General features: G+C 73.1%; 14 protein-coding genes and 1 tRNA gene. 9 read left to right on the forward strand and 6 right to left on the reverse strand.

Translation table 11 applies throughout. From position 1 onward, the window contains the following. The first annotated feature begins 33 nt into the window (after window positions 1-33). On the forward strand, window positions 34-1,119 hold the full coding sequence (locus KSE_RS24205) for a YlbL family protein (protein ID WP_014137985.1): 1,086 nt from the start codon (window positions 34-36) through the stop codon (window positions 1,117-1,119). 63 nt (window positions 1,120-1,182) lie between these two features. Here KSE_RS24205 and KSE_RS24210 read toward each other — a convergent pair whose 3' ends face one another. After that, window positions 1,183-1,743: a PPA1309 family protein gene (locus KSE_RS24210; protein ID WP_014137986.1), complete on the reverse strand. Its 561-nt coding sequence runs from the start codon at window positions 1,741-1,743 to the stop codon at window positions 1,183-1,185. A 170-nt stretch (window positions 1,744-1,913) separates the two neighbouring features. Here KSE_RS24210 and KSE_RS24215 point away from each other — a divergent pair, with 170 nt between their 5' ends. From KSE_RS24215 to KSE_RS24230, 4 genes are all read left to right on the forward strand, one after another. After that, on the forward strand, window positions 1,914-4,925 hold the full coding sequence (locus tag KSE_RS24215) for a UPF0182 family membrane protein (protein WP_014137987.1): 3,012 nt from the start codon (window positions 1,914-1,916) through the stop codon (window positions 4,923-4,925). A 57-nt stretch (window positions 4,926-4,982) separates the two neighbouring features. Then, window positions 4,983-5,056 (forward strand) — tRNA-Met (locus KSE_RS24220). Window positions 5,057-5,315: 259 nt separating this feature from the next. Beyond that, complete coding sequence (locus KSE_RS24225; RefSeq protein WP_051055368.1) at window positions 5,316-7,367, forward strand: glycosyl hydrolase family 18 protein; 2,052 nt, start codon at window positions 5,316-5,318, stop codon at window positions 7,365-7,367. Window positions 7,368-7,720: 353 nt separating this feature from the next. Next, the gene (locus KSE_RS24230) at window positions 7,721-9,670 is read left to right on the forward strand and encodes a tetratricopeptide repeat protein (RefSeq protein ID WP_014137989.1); all 1,950 of its coding nucleotides are present in this window, start codon (window positions 7,721-7,723) and stop codon (window positions 9,668-9,670) included. Between the two features lie 43 nt (window positions 9,671-9,713). Here KSE_RS24230 and hisN read toward each other — a convergent pair whose 3' ends face one another. The 5 genes from hisN to KSE_RS24255 all read right to left on the reverse strand — a co-directional run bounded on the left by hisN (window position 9,714) and on the right by KSE_RS24255 (window position 14,082). Beyond that, a complete protein-coding gene (gene hisN / locus KSE_RS24235) occupies window positions 9,714-10,511 on the reverse strand; it encodes a histidinol-phosphatase (protein WP_014137990.1) in 798 nt (265 codons plus the stop codon). Window positions 10,512-10,530: 19 nt separating this feature from the next. Continuing rightward, window positions 10,531-10,854: a DMT family transporter gene (locus tag KSE_RS24240; protein ID WP_014137991.1), complete on the reverse strand. Its 324-nt coding sequence runs from the start codon at window positions 10,852-10,854 to the stop codon at window positions 10,531-10,533. A gap of 101 nt (window positions 10,855-10,955) precedes the next feature. Then, the gene (gene rsgA / locus KSE_RS24245; RefSeq protein WP_014137992.1) at window positions 10,956-12,011 is read right to left on the reverse strand and encodes a ribosome small subunit-dependent GTPase A; all 1,056 of its coding nucleotides are present in this window, start codon (window positions 12,009-12,011) and stop codon (window positions 10,956-10,958) included. A 15-nt stretch (window positions 12,012-12,026) separates the two neighbouring features. Continuing rightward, window positions 12,027-13,346, reverse strand: coding sequence for a 3-phosphoshikimate 1-carboxyvinyltransferase (gene aroA / locus KSE_RS24250; protein ID WP_014137993.1), 1,320 nt, complete (start codon window positions 13,344-13,346; stop codon window positions 12,027-12,029). Between the two features lie 28 nt (window positions 13,347-13,374). Continuing rightward, entirely contained in the window at window positions 13,375-14,082 is a 708-nt protein-coding gene (locus tag KSE_RS24255) for a M50 family metallopeptidase (protein ID WP_014137994.1), read from the reverse strand. A 115-nt stretch (window positions 14,083-14,197) separates the two neighbouring features. On the opposite strand from KSE_RS24255, the gene KSE_RS24260 reads away from it, so the two are divergent. The 4 genes from KSE_RS24260 to rsrA all read left to right on the forward strand — a co-directional run bounded on the left by KSE_RS24260 (window position 14,198) and on the right by rsrA (window position 17,331). Then, window positions 14,198-14,935: an SOS response-associated peptidase gene (locus tag KSE_RS24260; protein ID WP_014137995.1), complete on the forward strand. Its 738-nt coding sequence runs from the start codon at window positions 14,198-14,200 to the stop codon at window positions 14,933-14,935. A gap of 220 nt (window positions 14,936-15,155) precedes the next feature. Continuing rightward, window positions 15,156-15,785, forward strand: a complete 630-nt coding sequence (locus KSE_RS24265; RefSeq protein WP_014137996.1) for an alpha/beta hydrolase family protein — start codon at window positions 15,156-15,158, stop codon at window positions 15,783-15,785. A gap of 473 nt (window positions 15,786-16,258) precedes the next feature. Beyond that, the gene (locus tag KSE_RS24270; protein WP_014137997.1) at window positions 16,259-16,972 is read left to right on the forward strand and encodes a sigma-70 family RNA polymerase sigma factor; all 714 of its coding nucleotides are present in this window, start codon (window positions 16,259-16,261) and stop codon (window positions 16,970-16,972) included. Further along, window positions 16,969-17,331 (forward strand): mycothiol system anti-sigma-R factor, encoded by a 363-nt coding sequence (gene rsrA, locus KSE_RS24275; RefSeq protein ID WP_014137998.1) that lies wholly within the window; start codon window positions 16,969-16,971, stop codon window positions 17,329-17,331. Before KSE_RS24270 ends, rsrA begins: the two co-directional genes overlap by 4 nt. Window positions 17,332-17,502 lie beyond the last annotated feature (171 nt).

Here is a 17,502-nt window from a genome sequence, read left to right on the forward strand (position 1 = left end):
CACCGGGACCCGCACTTCCCGTACTGTCGTGCCATGCCACGCCGATCGGCGACGATGCTCGCCGCCACCCTGCTGCTGATAGGCCTGCTCTGCGCTTCGGTCCTGTTCAAGGTGCCGTTCACCGAGATGAGCCCGGGGCCGACGTACAACACCCTCGGCACGCAGGACAAGACCGGCACCCCGGTGATCACCATCACCGGGCACGAGACCTACCCGACCAGCGGCCACCTGAACATGACCACCGTCCAGGTCACCGGGGCGAACTACCAGCCCAGCCTGGTCTCGGCGATCGTCGGCTGGATCCGGGACGACGTGCTGGTCGTCCCGCACGACAACGTCTACCCGCAGGGCCAGACCGACCAGGAGGCCCAGCAGGAGAACGCCGAGCAGTTCGCGTCCTCCGAGGACAGCGCCAAGACCGCGGCGCTCAAGCACCTGAACATCCCGGTCGGCACCGAGATCGTGGTCTCCTCGGTGGCCGCGGGCGGGCCCTCCGAGGGCAAGCTGCACGCCGGCGACCAGATCGTCGCGGTGGACGGCACCGCGATCTCCAGCCGGGAGCAGGTCGCCGAGCAGGTGACCAGGCACAAGCCCGGCGAGAGCGTGGTCTTCACCGTCGTCCCGCACGCCAAGGCCAGCGCGACGCCGAACCCGGCGGACCAGGTCCAGGTGCCGGTCACCACCGCCAAGTCCGCGGACGACGGGCCCGAGCGGGCGGTCGTCGGCATCACGCCCAGCGTGGACCACGTCTACCCGTTCAAGATCGACATCGGCCTGCAGGACGTCGGCGGCCCCAGCGCCGGCCTGATGTTCGCGCTCGGCATCGTCGACAAGCTCACCCCCACCGACCTCACCGGCGGCAAGTTCGTGGCGGGCACCGGCACCATCGACGACGACGGCGCGGTCGGCCCGATCGGCGGCATCCAGATGAAGCTGATCGCGGCCCGCGACAAGGGCGCCGAGTACTTCTTCACCCCGGCGGACAACTGCGCCGAGGCGGTCAAGGGCACCCCGTCCGGGCTGACCCTGGTCAAGGTGGAGAACCTGGACGGCGCGGTCAAGGCGCTCGACGCCATCCGGGCCGGGGACGCGGCGGCGCTGCCGGGCTGCGGCACGTAGCCGGGCGGCGGACACGACGGAGGGGGCCCGCCGCGGCGGGCCCCCTCCGGCACGTCCGGGGAGCTACGAGAAGGTCGCGAGCAGCGCGTCCGTCAGGTTGGGGACGAGGTCGGGGCCGGTCAGGACCTCGCGGGCGAGGTCCTTCTCGCGCAGCCGCAGGGCGACCTCCTTGGCGCCGCCGCGCAGCACGGCCGCGGTGATCCGGACCTCCTGGCGCTGCGGGTGGGTGGCCACCCAGTCGTTGATCTCCTTCTCGGAGGCGTTCTTCGGCCGCGAGGACTCCGCGCCGGGCGGGAGCATCAGGCGCTCGACGACCAGGGCGCAGCCGACGACGCCCTCGGGCCAGGCGATGGTGCCGAGGAAGCGGTCGAGCTCGGTGCCCGGGGGGATCTCCTCCTGCTCGACCGGGGTGAGGCCGGTCGGGTTGTCGTCCAGGCCGAGCTGCGAGGCGAGCCGCGGGTTGGCCTTGCGCATCTGGGCGTTGTCGACCAGGGCGAACAGGCGGGCCGGGAGGTCCCAGCCGAGGGTCGCGGCGTGCTCGTCGATCTCCAGGGCGGCCCGGGTCAGCGGGGTGGCCGCGGGGAGGCCGGAGGCGGCGGCGGTCAGGTCAGGGGAGTCGGACATGGGGCCATCCTCACACGGCGGAGGGGGCCGCCTCCAACTCCGACGCATCGTCCGGGAACTCAGGTAAAGACCGTTTAAGTTGCATGAGGGGCTGCCGTCCGTTAACAGGGATGGCCGCACGACTTCTTCCCGCAAACCACGACAGCTGAGGTGGCGCCTTGACCTTCCAGATGCCGGACCGCCCTGGTCCGGGTTCCCGAGCGAGAGTCGGCCCGCCGTCGCGCCGGACGAAGGTGCTGCTGCTGACGGTGGGCGCGCTGGCCGTCCTGTTCCTGCTGTTCGTGATGTTCGCCGGCCTGTGGACCGACTGGCTGTGGTTCGACTCGGTGCACTACGGCTCGGTGTTCACCTCGCAACTGGGCGCCAAGCTCGGCCTGTTCGCGGTGTTCGGGCTGCTGATGGCGCTGGTGGTCGGCTTCAACCTGTGGCTGGCGTACCGGCTGCGGCCGCCGCTGGCGGCGATGTCGGTGGAGCAGCAGAGCCTGGACCGCTACCGGATGGGCGTCGCGCCGTTCCGCAGGTGGCTGCTGGTCGGCCTGTCGCTGCTGGTCGGCCTGGCGGCGGGCGCCGCCGCGGGCGCGCGGTGGCAGACCTGGATGCTGTGGGTGAACAGCACCGCGTTCGGGGTGAAGGACGGCCAGTTCCACAAGGACGTCTCGTACTACGCGTTCGAACTGCCCTGGTACCAGTTCGTGCTGGGCTTCGCGTTCAGCGCGGTGATCGTCTCGCTGCTGGCCGCGACCGCCGTGCACTACCTGTACGGGGGCCTGCGGCTGCAGGGCCCCGGGCGGCGGGCGTCCGCCGGGGCGCAGGGCCACCTGGCGGTGCTGCTGGGCGTGTTCGTGCTGCTGAAGGCGGTCGCCTACTGGCTGGACCGGTACGCGCTGGCGGTGAAGAGCGGGTCGTTCAAGAACGTCGACGGCTGGACCGGCCTGCGCTACGTGGACGCGAACGCGTTCCTGCCGGCCAAGACGATCCTGTTCTTCGTGGCGGTCATCTGCGCGCTGCTGTTCTTCCTGACCCCGATCCGGCGGACCTGGGCGCCGGCGCTGATCGGCTTCGGGCTGATGGCGCTCTCCGCGCTGCTGGTCGGCGGCCTCTACCCGGCGCTGGTGCAGAAGTTCCAGGTCATGCCGAACGAGCAGGCCAAGGAGACCGCGTACATCCAGAAGAACATCGACGCGACCAGGCAGGCGTACGGCATCGCGGACACCGTCGAGCAGCAGTACACGCCGGCCGACTCCACCGACGCCGAGAAGCTCAAGCGGGACGCGCAGACCATCACCGACATCCGGCTGCTCGACCCGAACGTGGTCTCGCCGACGTTCCAGCAGAACCAGGCGCTGCGCAACTACTACGCCTTCCCCAAGACGCTGGACGTCGACCGGTACGGCAAGCAGGACACCGTGCTGGGCGTGCGCGAGCTGGACCTGTCGGGCGTGCAGCAGCGCAACTTCATCAACGACCACTTCAAGTACACCCACGGCTACGGCGTGGTCGCCGCCAAGGGCAACCAGGTCGACGCCAACGGCAACCCGGTCTACACCGAGCACTCGCTGCCGGCCGAGGGCGACCTGGGCGGGTACGAGCAGCGGGTGTACTACGGCGAGAGGTCGACGATGTACTCGGTCGTCGGCCCCGGCATGGACGAGATCGACTACACCCGGGACGGCCAGCCCGACCAGACCTCGCAGTACAGCGGCGGCAGCGGCGTCCCGCTGGACAACCCGCTGACCCGGGCCGCGTACGCGGTGAAGTTCGCCGAGCCGCAGCTGCTCTACTCGGGCGCGATCAAGGACGGTGCGAAGATCCTGTACGACCGCACCCCCAAGGAGCGGGTCGAGAAGGTCGCGCCGTGGCTGTCGATCGACGCCGACCCGTACCCGGTGGTCCAGAACGGCCGGCTGGTGTGGGTGCTGGACGGCTACACCACCTCGGACGGCTACCCGTTCTCGTCCAAGACGACGCTCGGCGACGCCACCAAGGACTCGCTGACCGACCAGCGCGGGCGCACCCTGACCACCGCCGGCCAGGTCAACTACATCCGCAACTCGGTGAAGGCCACCGTGGACGCGTACACCGGCGAGGTGACGCTGTACCAGTGGGACGACGCCGACCCGGTGCTGAAGACCTGGATGAAGGCGTTCCCCGGCACGGTCAAGGCCAAGGCCGACATCCCGGCCACCCTGCTGCCGCACCTGCGCTACCCGCAGGACCTGTTCAAGGTGCAGCGCGACCTGCTCGGCCAGTACCACATCACCGACGCCACCGCGTTCTTCAGCGGCACCGACGTGTGGGAGGTGCCGGAGGACCCGACGATCAACAGCCACGACGTCCAGCCGCCGTACTACCTGACGCTGCGGATGCCGGACGCCGAGGAGGCGAGCTTCTCGCTGACCACCGCGTTCGTGCCGTCGGGGCGCAAGAACCTGGCCGCGTTCATGACCGCCGGGGCCGACCCGGGGCCGGACTACGGCAAGCTGCGGATCCTCCGGATGACCTCCGGCTCGGGCGCGCTCGGCCCGGCGCTGACCCAGGCGAAGTTCAACTCGGACACCGACGTCGCCCGGCAGCTGTCGCTGCTGCGCACCGGCAACGACTCCGACCTGGTCTACGGCAACCTGCTGACCCTGCCGGTCGGCGGCGGCATCCTCAACGTCGAACCGGTCTACCTGGTGGCCCGCGGCGCGAAGGTGCCGGTGCTGAAGAAGGTGCTGGCGGTCTACGGCGACCGCAACGTGGCGCTGGAGGACACCCTGGACAAGGCGCTGGCGAAGGTGCTCGGCGGCGCGGCCGACGGGGCCACCACGCCGACCGCCCCGGCCGACCCGACCCAGCCCGGCACCGGCACGCCCACCACGCCCACCACCCCGGGCGGCGGGCAGGACCCGGAGGTGGCCAAGGCGCTCGCCGACGCGCAGAAGGCGTTCGACGAGGGCCAGGCGGCGATGAAGAGCGGCGACTGGACGGCGTACGGCAAGGCCCAGGAGGCGCTGAAGCAGGCGATCGCCGCCGCGGTGGCCGCCGAGCAGAAGGCCGGCGGCACCCAGCCGTCGCCCGCCCCGTCCGCCTCGCCCTCGGGCTCGCCGTCCGCGGCCCCGTCGGCCAGCCCCTCGGGCGCCCCGACGGCCGCCCCGACCGGCCCGCCCACCACCCAGCCGTCCCCCGCACCCGCGGGCTGAGCTGGGAGAACCGCTTTGCCGACCCACCCCGTGATCGTGATACAGTGGTTTCACCGACGCGGGGTGGAGCAGCTCGGTAGCTCGCTGGGCTCATAACCCAGAGGTCGCAGGTTCAAATCCTGTCCCCGCTACTCAGTAGCGAAAGGCCCGGAGGCATCAGCCTCCGGGCCTTTGCCATTCCTTGGTGTTCCGACTGATTGACACCCCCTGTGGTCCAGTCCAATCTGGGTCATGCCCATGACGGGCGGCCCCCACCGTCCGTCCTGATGCGCTGCAACTCGTATGCCAGTAACGAGAGTTGATCACGTTCTGGTTCCGTCTGCCGCTCTCCCGACCGGGTGTCCGACGGTGTTCCTGCATCCCCACGTGACAGGAGAGAGGCACATCCGCATGCATCGCAACAACCGCAGGGCCTGGGCCGTCACGGCCGCGGCCGCCACGCTGCTCGCCGGGGCGGTGTCGCTGCTGGGAGCCCCCAGCGCGACCGCCGGACCGGGCAACACCACCGGGGCCCCCGCCACCAGCGGCGGCATCAAGGTCGCGTACTTCGACCAGTGGTCGATCTACTCGAACGCCTTCTACCTGAAGAACGTCGACACCAACGGCATGGCCGGGAAGCTCGACTACCTGCTGTACGACTTCGCCAACATCGACCCGAACAACCTGACCTGCTTCGAGCCGAACTCGGCCGCCTCCCAGGACGAGAACAACCCGAACGCGGGCGACGGCGCGGGCGACTACTACGCGGACTACGCCAAGACCTTCGCCAACGGCAACAGCGTGGACAACTCCACCGACACCTGGAACCAGCCGCTGGCGGGCAACTTCCACCAGCTCCAGGAGCTGAAGGCGAAGTACCCGAAGCTCAAGGTCCTGATGTCGATCGGCGGCTGGACGTACTCCAAGTACTTCTCCGACGTGGCGGCCAGCGACGCCGCGCGCAAGAAGTTCGTCTCCTCCTGCGTCGACATGTTCATCAAGGGCAACCTGCCCGCCCAGGGCGGCTACGGCGGCCCGGGCACCGGCAAGGGCATCTTCGACGGCTTCGACATCGACTGGGAGTACCCGGGCGGCGGCGGCCACCTCGGCAACCACGCCTCGCCGAACGACAAGCAGAACTTCACCGCCCTGCTCGCCGAGTTCCGCAGCCAGCTCAACACCCAGGGCACCGCGGACAGCAAGACCTACGCGCTGAGCGCGGCGCTGCCGGCCGGCCAGGACAAGATCCAGTACATCGAGACCGACAAGATCGGGCAGTACCTGACCTTCGCGGACCCGATGACGTACGACATGCACGGCGGCTGGGAGGCCCAGGGGCCGACCAACCACCAGACGCCGATCTACCAGAACCCGAACGACCCGATGAACAACGTGCCGCCGGGCAACGCCAAGTACTCGATCGACGAGGCGATCAAGGCGTACACGGTCGGCGACTCCTCGTACGGCATCCCCGGCGGGTTCCCGGCGAACAAGCTGAACATGGGCGTCCCGCTGTACTACCGCGGCTGGACGGGCGTGGCGGCCGGCGCCAACCACGGGCTGTTCCAGCCCGCCAGCGGGCCGGCCCAGGGCGCGCCGAACTCCGGCAACGTCAACGGCGTGCGGATGTACAAGGAACTGCTGGGGACGGTCGACAACCCCAGCTACACCTACTGGGACCCGGCCTCGCAGGCCGCGTACTTCTACGACGGCAACAACTTCTGGTCCGGCGAGAACGCCAAGTCGATCCAGGCCAAGCTGGACTACGCGCACTGCAACGGCCTCGGCGGCTCGTTCGTCTTCTCGCTCTACGACGACCCGAACGCGGCGCTGCTCAACCCGCTGGTGAACGCCACCAACGGCTCGGCCGCCTCCTGCCCGGCCCCGCCGACCGGCTCGCCGACCGCGACCCCGACCGGGCCGACCAGCACGCCGACCGGCCCGACCTCGTCGCCCACCGGCCCGACCAGCTCCCCGACCGGGCCGACCAGCTCCCCGACCGGCCCGACCTCGTCCCCGACCGGGCCGACCTCCTCGCCGACCGGGCCGACCTCCTCGCCGACCAGCGGCGGCGGCATCGTGGTCAACCCGGGCCTGGAGACCGGCGCGCTCAGCCCGTGGACCTGCGCGGGCAGCGGCGGAGCGGCCGTCAGCGGCGGGCACACCGGCTCGTACGCCCTGCAGGGCAACGCCAGCGCCGGCGACACCGCGCAGTGCCAGCAGGTGGTCACGGTCAAGCCGAACACCACCTACACGCTCTCCGCCTGGGTCAAGGGCAACTACACCTACCTCGGCGTCACCGGCTCCGGCGCCGACAGCTCGACCTGGACCCCCGGCGGGAGCGCGTGGACGAAGCTGTCCACCAAGTTCACCACCGGCGCCTCGGTCACCTCGGTGACGGTCTGGGTGCATGGTTGGTACGGACAGGGTGCCTACCAGGCCGATGACTTCAGCGTCAGCTGAGGCTGAGTCAACATCCTTTTAAGGAAGGCCCGGAGGGGATCCCCCTCCGGGCCTTCGCCCTTGCCGGAGCGCGGAGTTGATCGACTCCGGTACGATGCGTGGCCGGGGTTTGTGGGGCTCAAGTGTCGGGAAATCGACAAAGAGCCGAAGCGATCTCGACGGTCGTCGGCCCCGCTCCGCCAAAACGGACGGAGCAGGTGTACGCGGTGTGCGGGTGATGCGACGATGGACCACGAGGGGGACGCGGCACGGCCGTTGACGGGCCGTCCGGTTCGACGTGCCCCCTGGGGGAGGCGTCCCGGGCCGGAGGCCAGGGGCGGATGCCGCGACACTCGGGGGGAGCGGGAGTCGGCATGAAGCTTATCGGCAACAGCGGAACGGGAGAACGACTGGCGGCCAGCAGCACCGCGGACACCGACACCGGCGCCCGGCCCACCGACCAGTTGGAAGACCCGCCCACCGGCGGCCTGCCCGCCCAGCGCACCACCGCGGGCGGCGGCATCGACGTGTCCGGCTACGGCCCCGAACGGCTCGTCCACCTGACCGCCGACCGGGTCGCCGCCGCGTCCGCCCGCGACCTCGCCGGCACCGACGACGACCCGGCCGCCCCCGGCGACGGCGGCGACAGCTTCGAGACCGCCCTCGCCGCCCGCGAACAGGCCGCCCTCGAAGCCCGCCACCGCGGCGCCGCCGACCACGGCGACCCGAACGCCGCCAGCCAGCTCGGCGCCCTCCTGCTGCGCCGCGGCGACCTGCGCGACGCCGAACCGTACCTGCGCACCGCCGCTGCCGCCGGCCTGCGCGCCGCCGCCAACAACCTCGGCGTCCTGCTCCACCAGCAGGGCCACCGCGCCGAGGCCGCCCAGTGGTGGCGGCAGGCCGCCGTGGCCGGCTCCGCCCCCGCCGCGCACGCCCTCGGCCTGCAACTGCGTGACCAGGGCGAGGAGGAGGCCGCCGAGTACTGGCTGCACTACGCCGCCGAACAGGGCCACCCGCTCGGCGCCTACGCCCTCGGCGACCTGATGGAGCACCGCCGCGACGTCCGCGCCGAACGCTGGTTCAAGGCCGCCGCCGACTCCGGCCACCGCGAGGCCGCCTACCGGCTCGCCCGGATGCGCGAGGCCGCCGGCGACAAGGAGACCGCCGAGACCTGGTACCGCACCGCCGCCGCCCGCAGCCACGCCCGCGCCGCGCTCCGGCTCGGCGTCCTGCTCGAAGCCCGCGCCGACCTCGACGAGGCCGCCCGCTGGTACCGGCAGTCCGCCCAGAACGGCGAGGCCCGCGCCGCCTGCGCGCTCGGCTTCCTGCTCCGCGACACCGGCGACCTCGCCGCCGCCGCCGAATGGTGGCAGGAGGCCGCCGAAGCCGGCGACGGCACCGCCGCCAACGCGCTCGGCGCCCTGCACGCCGGCCGCGGCGAGAACGGCGTCGCCGAGCGCTGGTACCGCGCCGCGCTCGACGCCGGCGACCACAACGGCGCCTTCAACCTCGGCCTGCTCTGCGCCGGCGCCGGCCGCGAGGCCCAGGCCGAGCAGTGGTACCGCCGCGCCGCCTACGCCGGGCACCGCGAAGCCTGCAACGCGCTCGCCATCGTCCTGCTCCAGCGCGGCGACGAGTCCGGCGCCGAACCCTGGTTCTCCAAGGCCGCCGAAGCCGGCTCCGTCGACGGCGCCTTCAACCTCGGCGTCCTGCACGCCGGCCGCGGCGAGACCCGACAGGCCCAGGAGTGGTACGCCCGCGCCGCCGCCGAGGGCCACGGCGAGGCCGCCCTGCAGCTCGCCGTCGTCCAGGAGCAGCGCGGCAACCTGGCCGGCGCCCTCGACCGCTACCGGCAGTCCGCCGACGGCGGCTCCGCCGAGGGCGCCTTCCGGCTCGCCTCGCTGCTCGACCGCCGCGGCGACGCCGACGCCGAGGCCGAGCACTGGTACGCGACCGCCGCCGACGCCGGCCACCGCCGCGCCCAGGTCCGGATGGGCGTCCGGGCCGCCGAACGCGGCGCCCTGCAGATCGCCGAGAGCTGGTACCGCCGCGCCGCCGAGGCCGGCAGCCGCAGCGCCGCCTTCAACCTCGGCCTGCTGCTCGCCCGCCAGGACAGCGAGGCCGAGGCCATGCTCTGGTACACCCGCGCCGCCGACGCCGGCCACGGCCGCGCCGCGCTCCGGCTCGCCCTGCTCGCGCTGCGCCGCGGCGAGCCGACCCAGGCCGAGAACTGGTGCCGGCGGGCCACCGAGTACGGCCCGGCCGAGGTCGCCGAACGGGCCGGACGGCTGCTCGGCGCGCTCCACGCGGAGCTCAGCGCGTAGGTCCTGGCGCCGGGCCGGGGGCGCCCCGGCCCGGGTCGCGGCGTCAGACGCTCAGCGAGCGCAGCGCCGCCTCGTGCAGGATGCCGTTGGTGGCGACCGCGTCCGCGCCGGTCGGGCCGTCGATGCCGTCGAGGCCGGTGAAGCGGCCGCCGGCCTCCTGGACGATGACGCAGGGGGCGGCCATGTCCCAGAGCGAGAGCTCGGGTTCGGCGGCGATGTCGACGGCGCCCTCGGCGACCATCATGTACGACCAGAAGTCGCCGAAGGCGCGGGTGCGCCAGCAGACCCGGGTCAGGTCGAGGAAGGCGTCCAGGCGGGCCCGCTCCTCCCAGCCGCTGAGCGACGAGAAGGAGAGCGAGGCGTCCGCGAGCCGGGAGACCTTGGAGACGTGGATCCGCTGGGCCTTGGCCAGGCTGCGGCCGGCGAACGCGCCCAGCCCCTTCGCGGCCCACCAGCGGCGGCCGAGCGCCGGGGCGGAGACGATGCCGACCACCGGGACGTGCTCGCCGTCGGGCTGCTCCTCCAGCAGCGCCACCAGGGTGGCCCAGACCGGGACGCCGCGGACGTAGTTCTTGGTGCCGTCGATCGGGTCGATCACCCAGCGGCGCGGGCCGGAGCCCTGCAGGCCGTACTCCTCGCCGAGCACCGCGTCGCGCGGGCGGGCCCGCTGCAGCACGGAGCGGACCAGCTCCTCGGCGGCCTTGTCGGCGTCGCTGACCGGGGTCAGGTCGGGCTTGGTCTCGATCTTCAGGTCGAGCGCCTTGAAGCGCTCCATGGTGATCGAGTCGGCCGAGTCGGCGAGGACGTGGGCGAGTCGGAGGTCGTCGTGGTAGTCGGCCATGCACGGAACCCTAGCGGACTCAGTGTCCCGAGCCGCTGAGCTGCAGACCGATCACGCCCGCGATGACCAGCGAGATGGAGACCAGCTTCAGGGTGGAGGAGGACTCGCCGAGGAAGACCATCCCGTACACGGCGGTGCCGGCCGCGCCGATCCCGGTCCACACCGCGTAGGCGCTGCCGACCGGGAGGGTCTTCAGGGAGAGCGTGAGCAGCCCGAAGGAACCCAGCGCGAACAGCGCGAAGCTGATGGTGGGCCAGAGCTTGGTGAAGCCGTGGCTGAGCTTGAGGTTGACCGCGAATCCCGTTTCCAGCAGACCGGCGAGGATCACCATGGCCCATGCCATCGGGTTGACTCCCTGTCAGAGAGGACGCTGTTGACGTCCCTATCGTTACCCAGCGCAGCGGGCCCGGCGACTCGCGCCGGGCGGGAAAGCGCGGTGAATTCTCAGTCGCCCTCGGAAGCCTCGCGGGTGGCCAGCAGGCGGCGCAGCGAGTACAGCCGGGCCGGGTCGGCGTGCCCGTCGGCGACCCAGGCGTCCAGCGCGCAGTCCGGCTCGTCGTGCGAGCAGGCCCGCGGGCAGCCCTCGGTGCCCGGTTCGAGGTCCGGGAAGGCGTGGATCACCCGGGACGGGTCGATGTGGGACAGGCCGAAGGAGCGGAAGCCCGGGGTGTCGATCACCCAGCCCGGGTCCAGCGCCTTCTTCGAGCCCGGCTTGGCGCCGGGCGGCGGCGGCAGCCGCAGGGCCAGCGCGGAGACCGTGGTGTGCCGGCCGCGGCCGGTGACCGCGTTGACCCGGCCGGTGCTCCGCCGGTGCTCCGGGACCAGCGCGTTGACCAGGGTGGTCTTCCCGACGCCGGAGTGCCCGATGAACACCGTGGTCCGCCCGCGCAGGTGCTCCCGGACGGCCTCCGCGCCGACCGTCTCCAGCTGGTCGGCCCGGGTCACCACGTAGTCGATGCCGAGCGCCGCGTACGACTCCAGCAGCTCGTCGGCCGGCGCCAGGTCCGCCTTGGTCAGCACCAGCAGCGGCTCCATCCCGGCGTCGTACGCGGCCACCAGGCAGCGGTCGATCAGCCGCGGCCGCGGCTCCGGGTTGGCCAGCGCGGTGACGATGGCCATCTGCTGGGCGTTGGCGACCACGATCCGCTCGTACGGGTCGTCGTCGTCCGCGGTGCGGCGCAGCACCGAGCTGCGCTCCTCGACCCGGACGATCCGGGCCAGCGTGTCCGGCTCGCCGGACAGGTCGCCGACCACGTTGACGACGTCGCCCACGACGACGCCCTTGCGGCCCAGCTCGCGGGCCTTCATCGCGACGACCTGGCGCTCGTCCTTCGTACCGCCGTCGACCAGGCAGGTCATCCGGCCCCGGTCCACGGTGAGGATCATCGCCTCCGCGGCGTCCTCGTGCTTGGGCCGGATCCGGGTGCGGGGGCGGGAGCCCCGGCGGCCCGGGCGGGTGCGGATGTCGTCCTCGTCGGCGTTCTTGTCGTAGCGGCGCATGCTGGTGATCCCCCGTCAGCCCTGGCCGAGGAGGTCGGCCCACATCCGCGGGAAGTCCGGCAGCGTCTTCGCCGTGGTCGCCACGTCCTCCACCAGCACGCCGTCGACCAGCAGGCCCAGGACGGCGGCGGCGGTGGCCAGCCGGTGGTCCTCGTAGGTGTGGAAGACACCGCCGTGCAGCGGCCGGGGCCGGATCCGCAGCCCGTCCTCGGTCTCCGTGACGTCGCCGCCCAGCGCGTTGATCTCCCGGGCCAGCGCGGCCAGCCGGTCGGTCTCGTGCAGGCGCAGGTGCGCGATGCCGTACAGGTGCGACTCGGAGCCGGCCAGCGCCGCCACCGCCGCGATCACCGGGGTCAGCTCGCCGACGTCGTGCAGGTCCGCCTCGATCCCGCTGATCTTCCCGGTGCCGGTGAACTCCAGCCCCTCGTCCGTGAATTCGCAGGAACCGCCCATCGCGGTGAAGATCTCCCGCAGCTGGTCGCCGGGCTGGTACGTGTGCCGCGGCCAGTCCCGGACGGTCACCCGGCCACCGGTGGCCAGCGCCGCCGCGAAGAACGGCGCCGCGTTCGACAGGTCCGGCTCGACCACCAGGTCGCGGCCGATCAGCGCGCCCGGAGTGACCCGCCAGACGTCCTTCTCCCCGCCGTCCTCCGGCGCGTCGACCTGGCCGCCCGCCTTGCGGACCATGTCGACGGTCATCCGGATGTGCGGCAGCGAGGGCACCGACCCGCCGGTGTTGCGGATCTCCACGCCGTGCTGGAACCGGGCCGCGGAGAGCAGCAGCGCCGAGATGAACTGCGAGGACGACGAGGCGTCCACCTCCACCGGCCCGCCGTCCAGCGCGCCCGTGCCGTGCACGGTCAGCGGGAAACCGCCGCGCCCGCCGTCGTCGATCCGGGCGCCCAGCACGCGCAGCGCGTCGATCACGCCGTGCTGCGGGCGCTCGTGGCTGCGCGGGTCGCCGTCGAAGTGCACCGGCCCGTCCGCGAGCGCCGCCAGCGGCGGCAGGAAGCGCATCACCGTCCCGGCGTTGCCCACGTCCACCCGGGCCGGGCCGAGCAGCCGCTCGGCCGGGATCACCCGCCACGCCTCGCCGCCGCCCGTCCCGCCGGACGCCGCGTTCACCGTCTCCTCGACCGTCACCCCCAGCGCCCGCAGGCCGTCCGCCATCAGCTGCGAGTCGCGGCTGCGCAGCGGCCGGCGCACCCAGCCCGGACCGTCGGCGAGGGCGGCCAGCACCAGCGCCCGGTTGGTCGCGGACTTCGAGCCGGGGATCGTCACGGTCGCGTCCACGGCGGCGGTGGCGACGGGAGCGGGCCACAGGGAGTCGGTCATGGGGCCAAGTCTATGAGGCCCGCCGCCGCTACCGGGGCAGCAGCCAGGCCGCCCCCAGCCCCAGGCAGGCCAGCGCCACCACCAGGAACAGCACCACCCACAACGCCCCCGGCACCCCCGTCAGCCGCGCCAGCTGGTCCGCGTCCGACCCGGGCGCGCCGCCGCGCCGCCGGGTCACCCACAGCTCCAGCATCGGCCGCACCCCCGCCAGCAGCAGGAACCACACCCCCAGGTAGGCGAACGCCCCCTGCCATTCGGCCGTCCCGTACCAGGACACCGCGACGAACGCCCCGCCGGTCACCAGCACCGCCGCCACCCCGAACAGGTTGCGCAGCGTCAGCAGCATCGCCGCCAGCAGCGCGATCCCGATCCACAGCAGCGCGGTGGTCCGCCCCGCCGCCAGCAGCGCCGCCCCGCCCAGGCCCAGCAGCGACGGCGCCGGGTAGCCCGCCGCCGCGGTCAGCACCATGCCCGGGCCGGTCGGCCGCCCGGAGGACACCGTCAACCCCGAGGTGTCCGAGTGCAGCCGGATCCCCGCCAGCTTCCGCCTGGTCAGCAGTGCCGTCAGCCCGTGCCCGCCCTCGTGCGCGATCGTCACCACCGTGCGGGCCGCCCGCCACAGCGGACGCACCGCCACCACCAGCAACGCCACCGCCGCCGTCCCCCACACCAGCCAGGACGGCGGGTCCGGCTGCGCGGCCGTCAACCGCTCCCACCACGCCGTGAAGTCCACCACGCCGGCCTCCGCTCACCGTCCGCTTCCCCTGCCCGGGGCGGGCAGCCTCCCACGGAAGGACGGGCCGCCGGTAGCCGCTGGTTCTGGCCCGCCGCGCTCTGGCAAGCTGGGCGCCATGTGCGGACGCTTCGCCTCCTCCACCGACCCCGCCGAACTCGTCCGCCTGTTCGGCGTCGAGCAGTGGGACCCGACCGAGACGATCGCGCCCAGCTGGAACGTCGCCCCCACCGCGCCGACCTACGCCGTCCTCGACCGCGCCCCGCGCGGACAGCGCCGGCCCGTCCGCCAACTGCACGCGCTGCGCTGGGGCCTGGTGCCCGGCTGGGCGAACAGCCGGGAGACCGCCGTCAAGATGATCAACGCCCGGGCCGAGACCGTCCACGAGAAACCCGCCTACCGGCAGGCCTACGCCGCCCGGCGCTGCCTGATACCCGTCGACGGCTACTACGAGTGGCAGACCGCCCCCACCGACGACCTCTCCCGCCCGCCCCGCCGCCCCTACTTCGTCCACCGCGCCGACGGCCACCCGCTCGCCCTGGCCGGCCTCTACGAGTTCTGGCGCGACCGCACCCACCCCGGCGACCACCCCGACGCCTGGCTCGTCACCTGCACCATCGTCACCACCGCCGCCGAACCCCTGCTCGCCCCCGTCCACGAGCGGATGCCGCTCTACCTCGGCCCCGACCGCTGGGACGCCTGGCTCGACCCGCACACCGAGACCGCCGACCTCACCCCGCCCCCACCCGGCGACCTCCGCATCCACGCGGTCCCCGACGAGGTCGGCCGGATCCGCAACAACCACCCCGGACTGACCCGGCCGCGCACCGAGGACGACGACACCACGCTGTTCTGAACGGCGAGAAGCCCTCCGGGCGGGGGTGGCGGGGGTGGGGAGTGCCCTCCGGGCGGGTGGGGGGACGAGAAGCCCTTCGGGCGGGGGTGGCGGGGGTGGGGAGAGTGCCCTCCGGGCGGGGGTGGGCAGGTTCTTCCGGTGGGTTCGCGGGGGCAGGCGGGGGAGTGCCCTCCGGGCGGGTGCGCGGGGGGCGGGGGTGCTCGTCTATACGCTCTGCGGCATGCAGCGGATCATCGCCACTCCCGCCGGGGACGCCCGGCTCCACTGGTTCCGGGCCGTCGAGCCGCGGGCCGTCCTGCTCCTCGGGCACGGCGCGGGCGGCGGGGTCGAGGCGCCCGACCTGCGGGCGCTCGCCGCCGCGCTGCCGGGCGGCGGGGTCACCGTGGTGCTCGCCGAGCAGCCGTGGCGGGTGGCCGGGCGCAAGCTCGCCCCGGCGCCGGCCGCGCTCGACGCGGGCTGGCCCGCGCAGTTCGCGGCAGCCGCGGCGGAGGGCCTGCCGGTGTACGCGGGCGGCCGCAGCGCCGGCGCCCGGGTGGCCTGCCGGACCTCGGCGGGCCTCGGCGCGGCCGGCGTCCTGGCGCTGGCGTTCCCGCTGCACCCGCCGGGCCGGCCGGAGCGGAGCCGGGCGGACGAGCTGCTCGGCACCGGCCTGCCCACCCTGGTGGTCCAGGGCGGCGCGGACACCTTCGGCACCCCGGCGGAGTTCCCGGCCCTCCCGACCGGCCACCGGCTGGTGGACGTCCCGCACGCCGGGCACGGCTTCAAGGTCCCGAAGCGGGCGCCGCTCACCCAGGACGAGGCACTGCGGCTGGTCACGGACGCGGTCGCGGACTGGCTCCGGCCGGTCTGAGCCCCCGCTCCGGGGCCGGTGCCGGGTGCCGCCGGCCCCGGGGCAGGGCAGGGCAGGGCGCCGCGCCCGGGCGGTCCGGCGCTCCGGTGGGGCGGCCGCCGATCACGGCCCCGGGGCTCCGCCCGCCGGCTCCGGGTCCCGCTCCGGGGCGAGGCCGGGGCGGCAAGGGCGCCGCGCGGGAAGTGAGTTGCGCCTCAGGCGGGGCGGCCGGGAATGCGGCGGCGGCGGGCGGGGTTGCACGAGTCGTCAGAAGATGCCCCGGTGGAAAGGCAGCGTCCATGGGTTCGATCGCGTGCCGCGAGCGGCCGGAAGAGCGGGCGGCGCAGTCCGCGCTCCTGCCGGACTGGTCGGAGTGGGTTGTCGCGGGCGAGAAGCCGGTCAGCCCGATATCCTCGCTTGCGGGTCGGCCCGAGGTGGGCCGTGTGCGGGTTTCCGAGGAGGTGGGTCCGGTCGTCGGGACCGATGACGCGGCCGTGTCGGGCGCTGCTGGCGCCGACCAGGGCCGTCCGGAGGGCGAACAGCTCACCGGCGACGAACTGGCCGAGGCGATCGGCGAGGACACCTTCCGGGTGTCCGAGGACGAGACCGAGGAGGCCCGGCGCGAGCGCTTCGAGCGCGACGCGCTCGGCTACCTGGATCCGATGTACTCGGCGGCGCTGCGGATGACCCGCAACCCGGCCGACGCGGAGGACCTGCTCCAGGAGGCGTTCGCCAAGGCGTACGCGTCGTTCCACCAGTTCCGCGAGGGCACCAACCTCAAGGCCTGGCTGTACCGCATCCTCACCAACACGTTCATCAACTCGTACCGCAAGAAGCAGCGCGAACCCCAGCGCACCGCGGCCGAGGAGATCGAGGACTGGCAGCTCGCGCGCGCCGAGTCGCACATGTCGACCGGCCTCCGGTCGGCCGAGGCGCAGGCGCTCGACCACCTGCCCGACAGCGACGTGAAGGACGCGCTGCAGGCGATCCCGGAGGAATTCCGGATCGCGGTCTACCTCGCGGACGTCGAGGGGTTTGCCTACAAGGAGATCGCGGACATCATGGGTACACCCATCGGTACGGTGATGTCCCGACTGCACCGTGGCCGCCGCCAGTTGCGCGGCATGCTGGAGGACTACGCCCGCGAGCGGGGGCTGGTCCCGGCCGGTACCGGTGCAGGGCAGGAAGCGAAGGGCGCGGGCTCATGAGCTGCGGCGATCCGCACGAGACCGAGTGCGGAGAGGTGCTGGACCACCTCTACGAATTCCTCGACAACGAGATGCCCGAGGGCGACTGCGTCAAGCTCCGGGTGCACTTCGACGAGTGCTCGCCGTGCTTGGAGAAGTACGGCCTGGAGCAGGCGATCAAGGCGCTGATCAAGCGCTCCTGCGGCTGCGACGACACCCCGACCGACCTCCGCGCCAAGGTGCTGGCCCGGATCGACTCGATCCGCACCCAGCGCTCCGGCGAGGTCGACACCTCGGTGATCGAGGTGTCCGCGGTGAGCATCGAGGTGACGGTCGACAAGGCGGCCGGACACGGCTCGGCGGTCGCCACCGCCGAGTAGCGCTCACTCGATCGAGTGAGCTGTCGCTGCTCCGGCTGCGGCGATACGCGATCGTGCGCCCCGCCCGTGCGGGCGGGCCCTATTCTCTGACGAGTCCTCACGTCGGAGGGCCCGGTACGGGCGGGGGAGGCCGAGATCGCCAGCGGAAGCGAATGCCAACGCGAGCGGAAC

The organism is Kitasatospora setae KM-6054 (genome assembly GCF_000269985.1).
Taxonomy (GTDB): Bacteria; Actinomycetota; Actinomycetes; order Streptomycetales; family Streptomycetaceae; genus Kitasatospora; species Kitasatospora setae.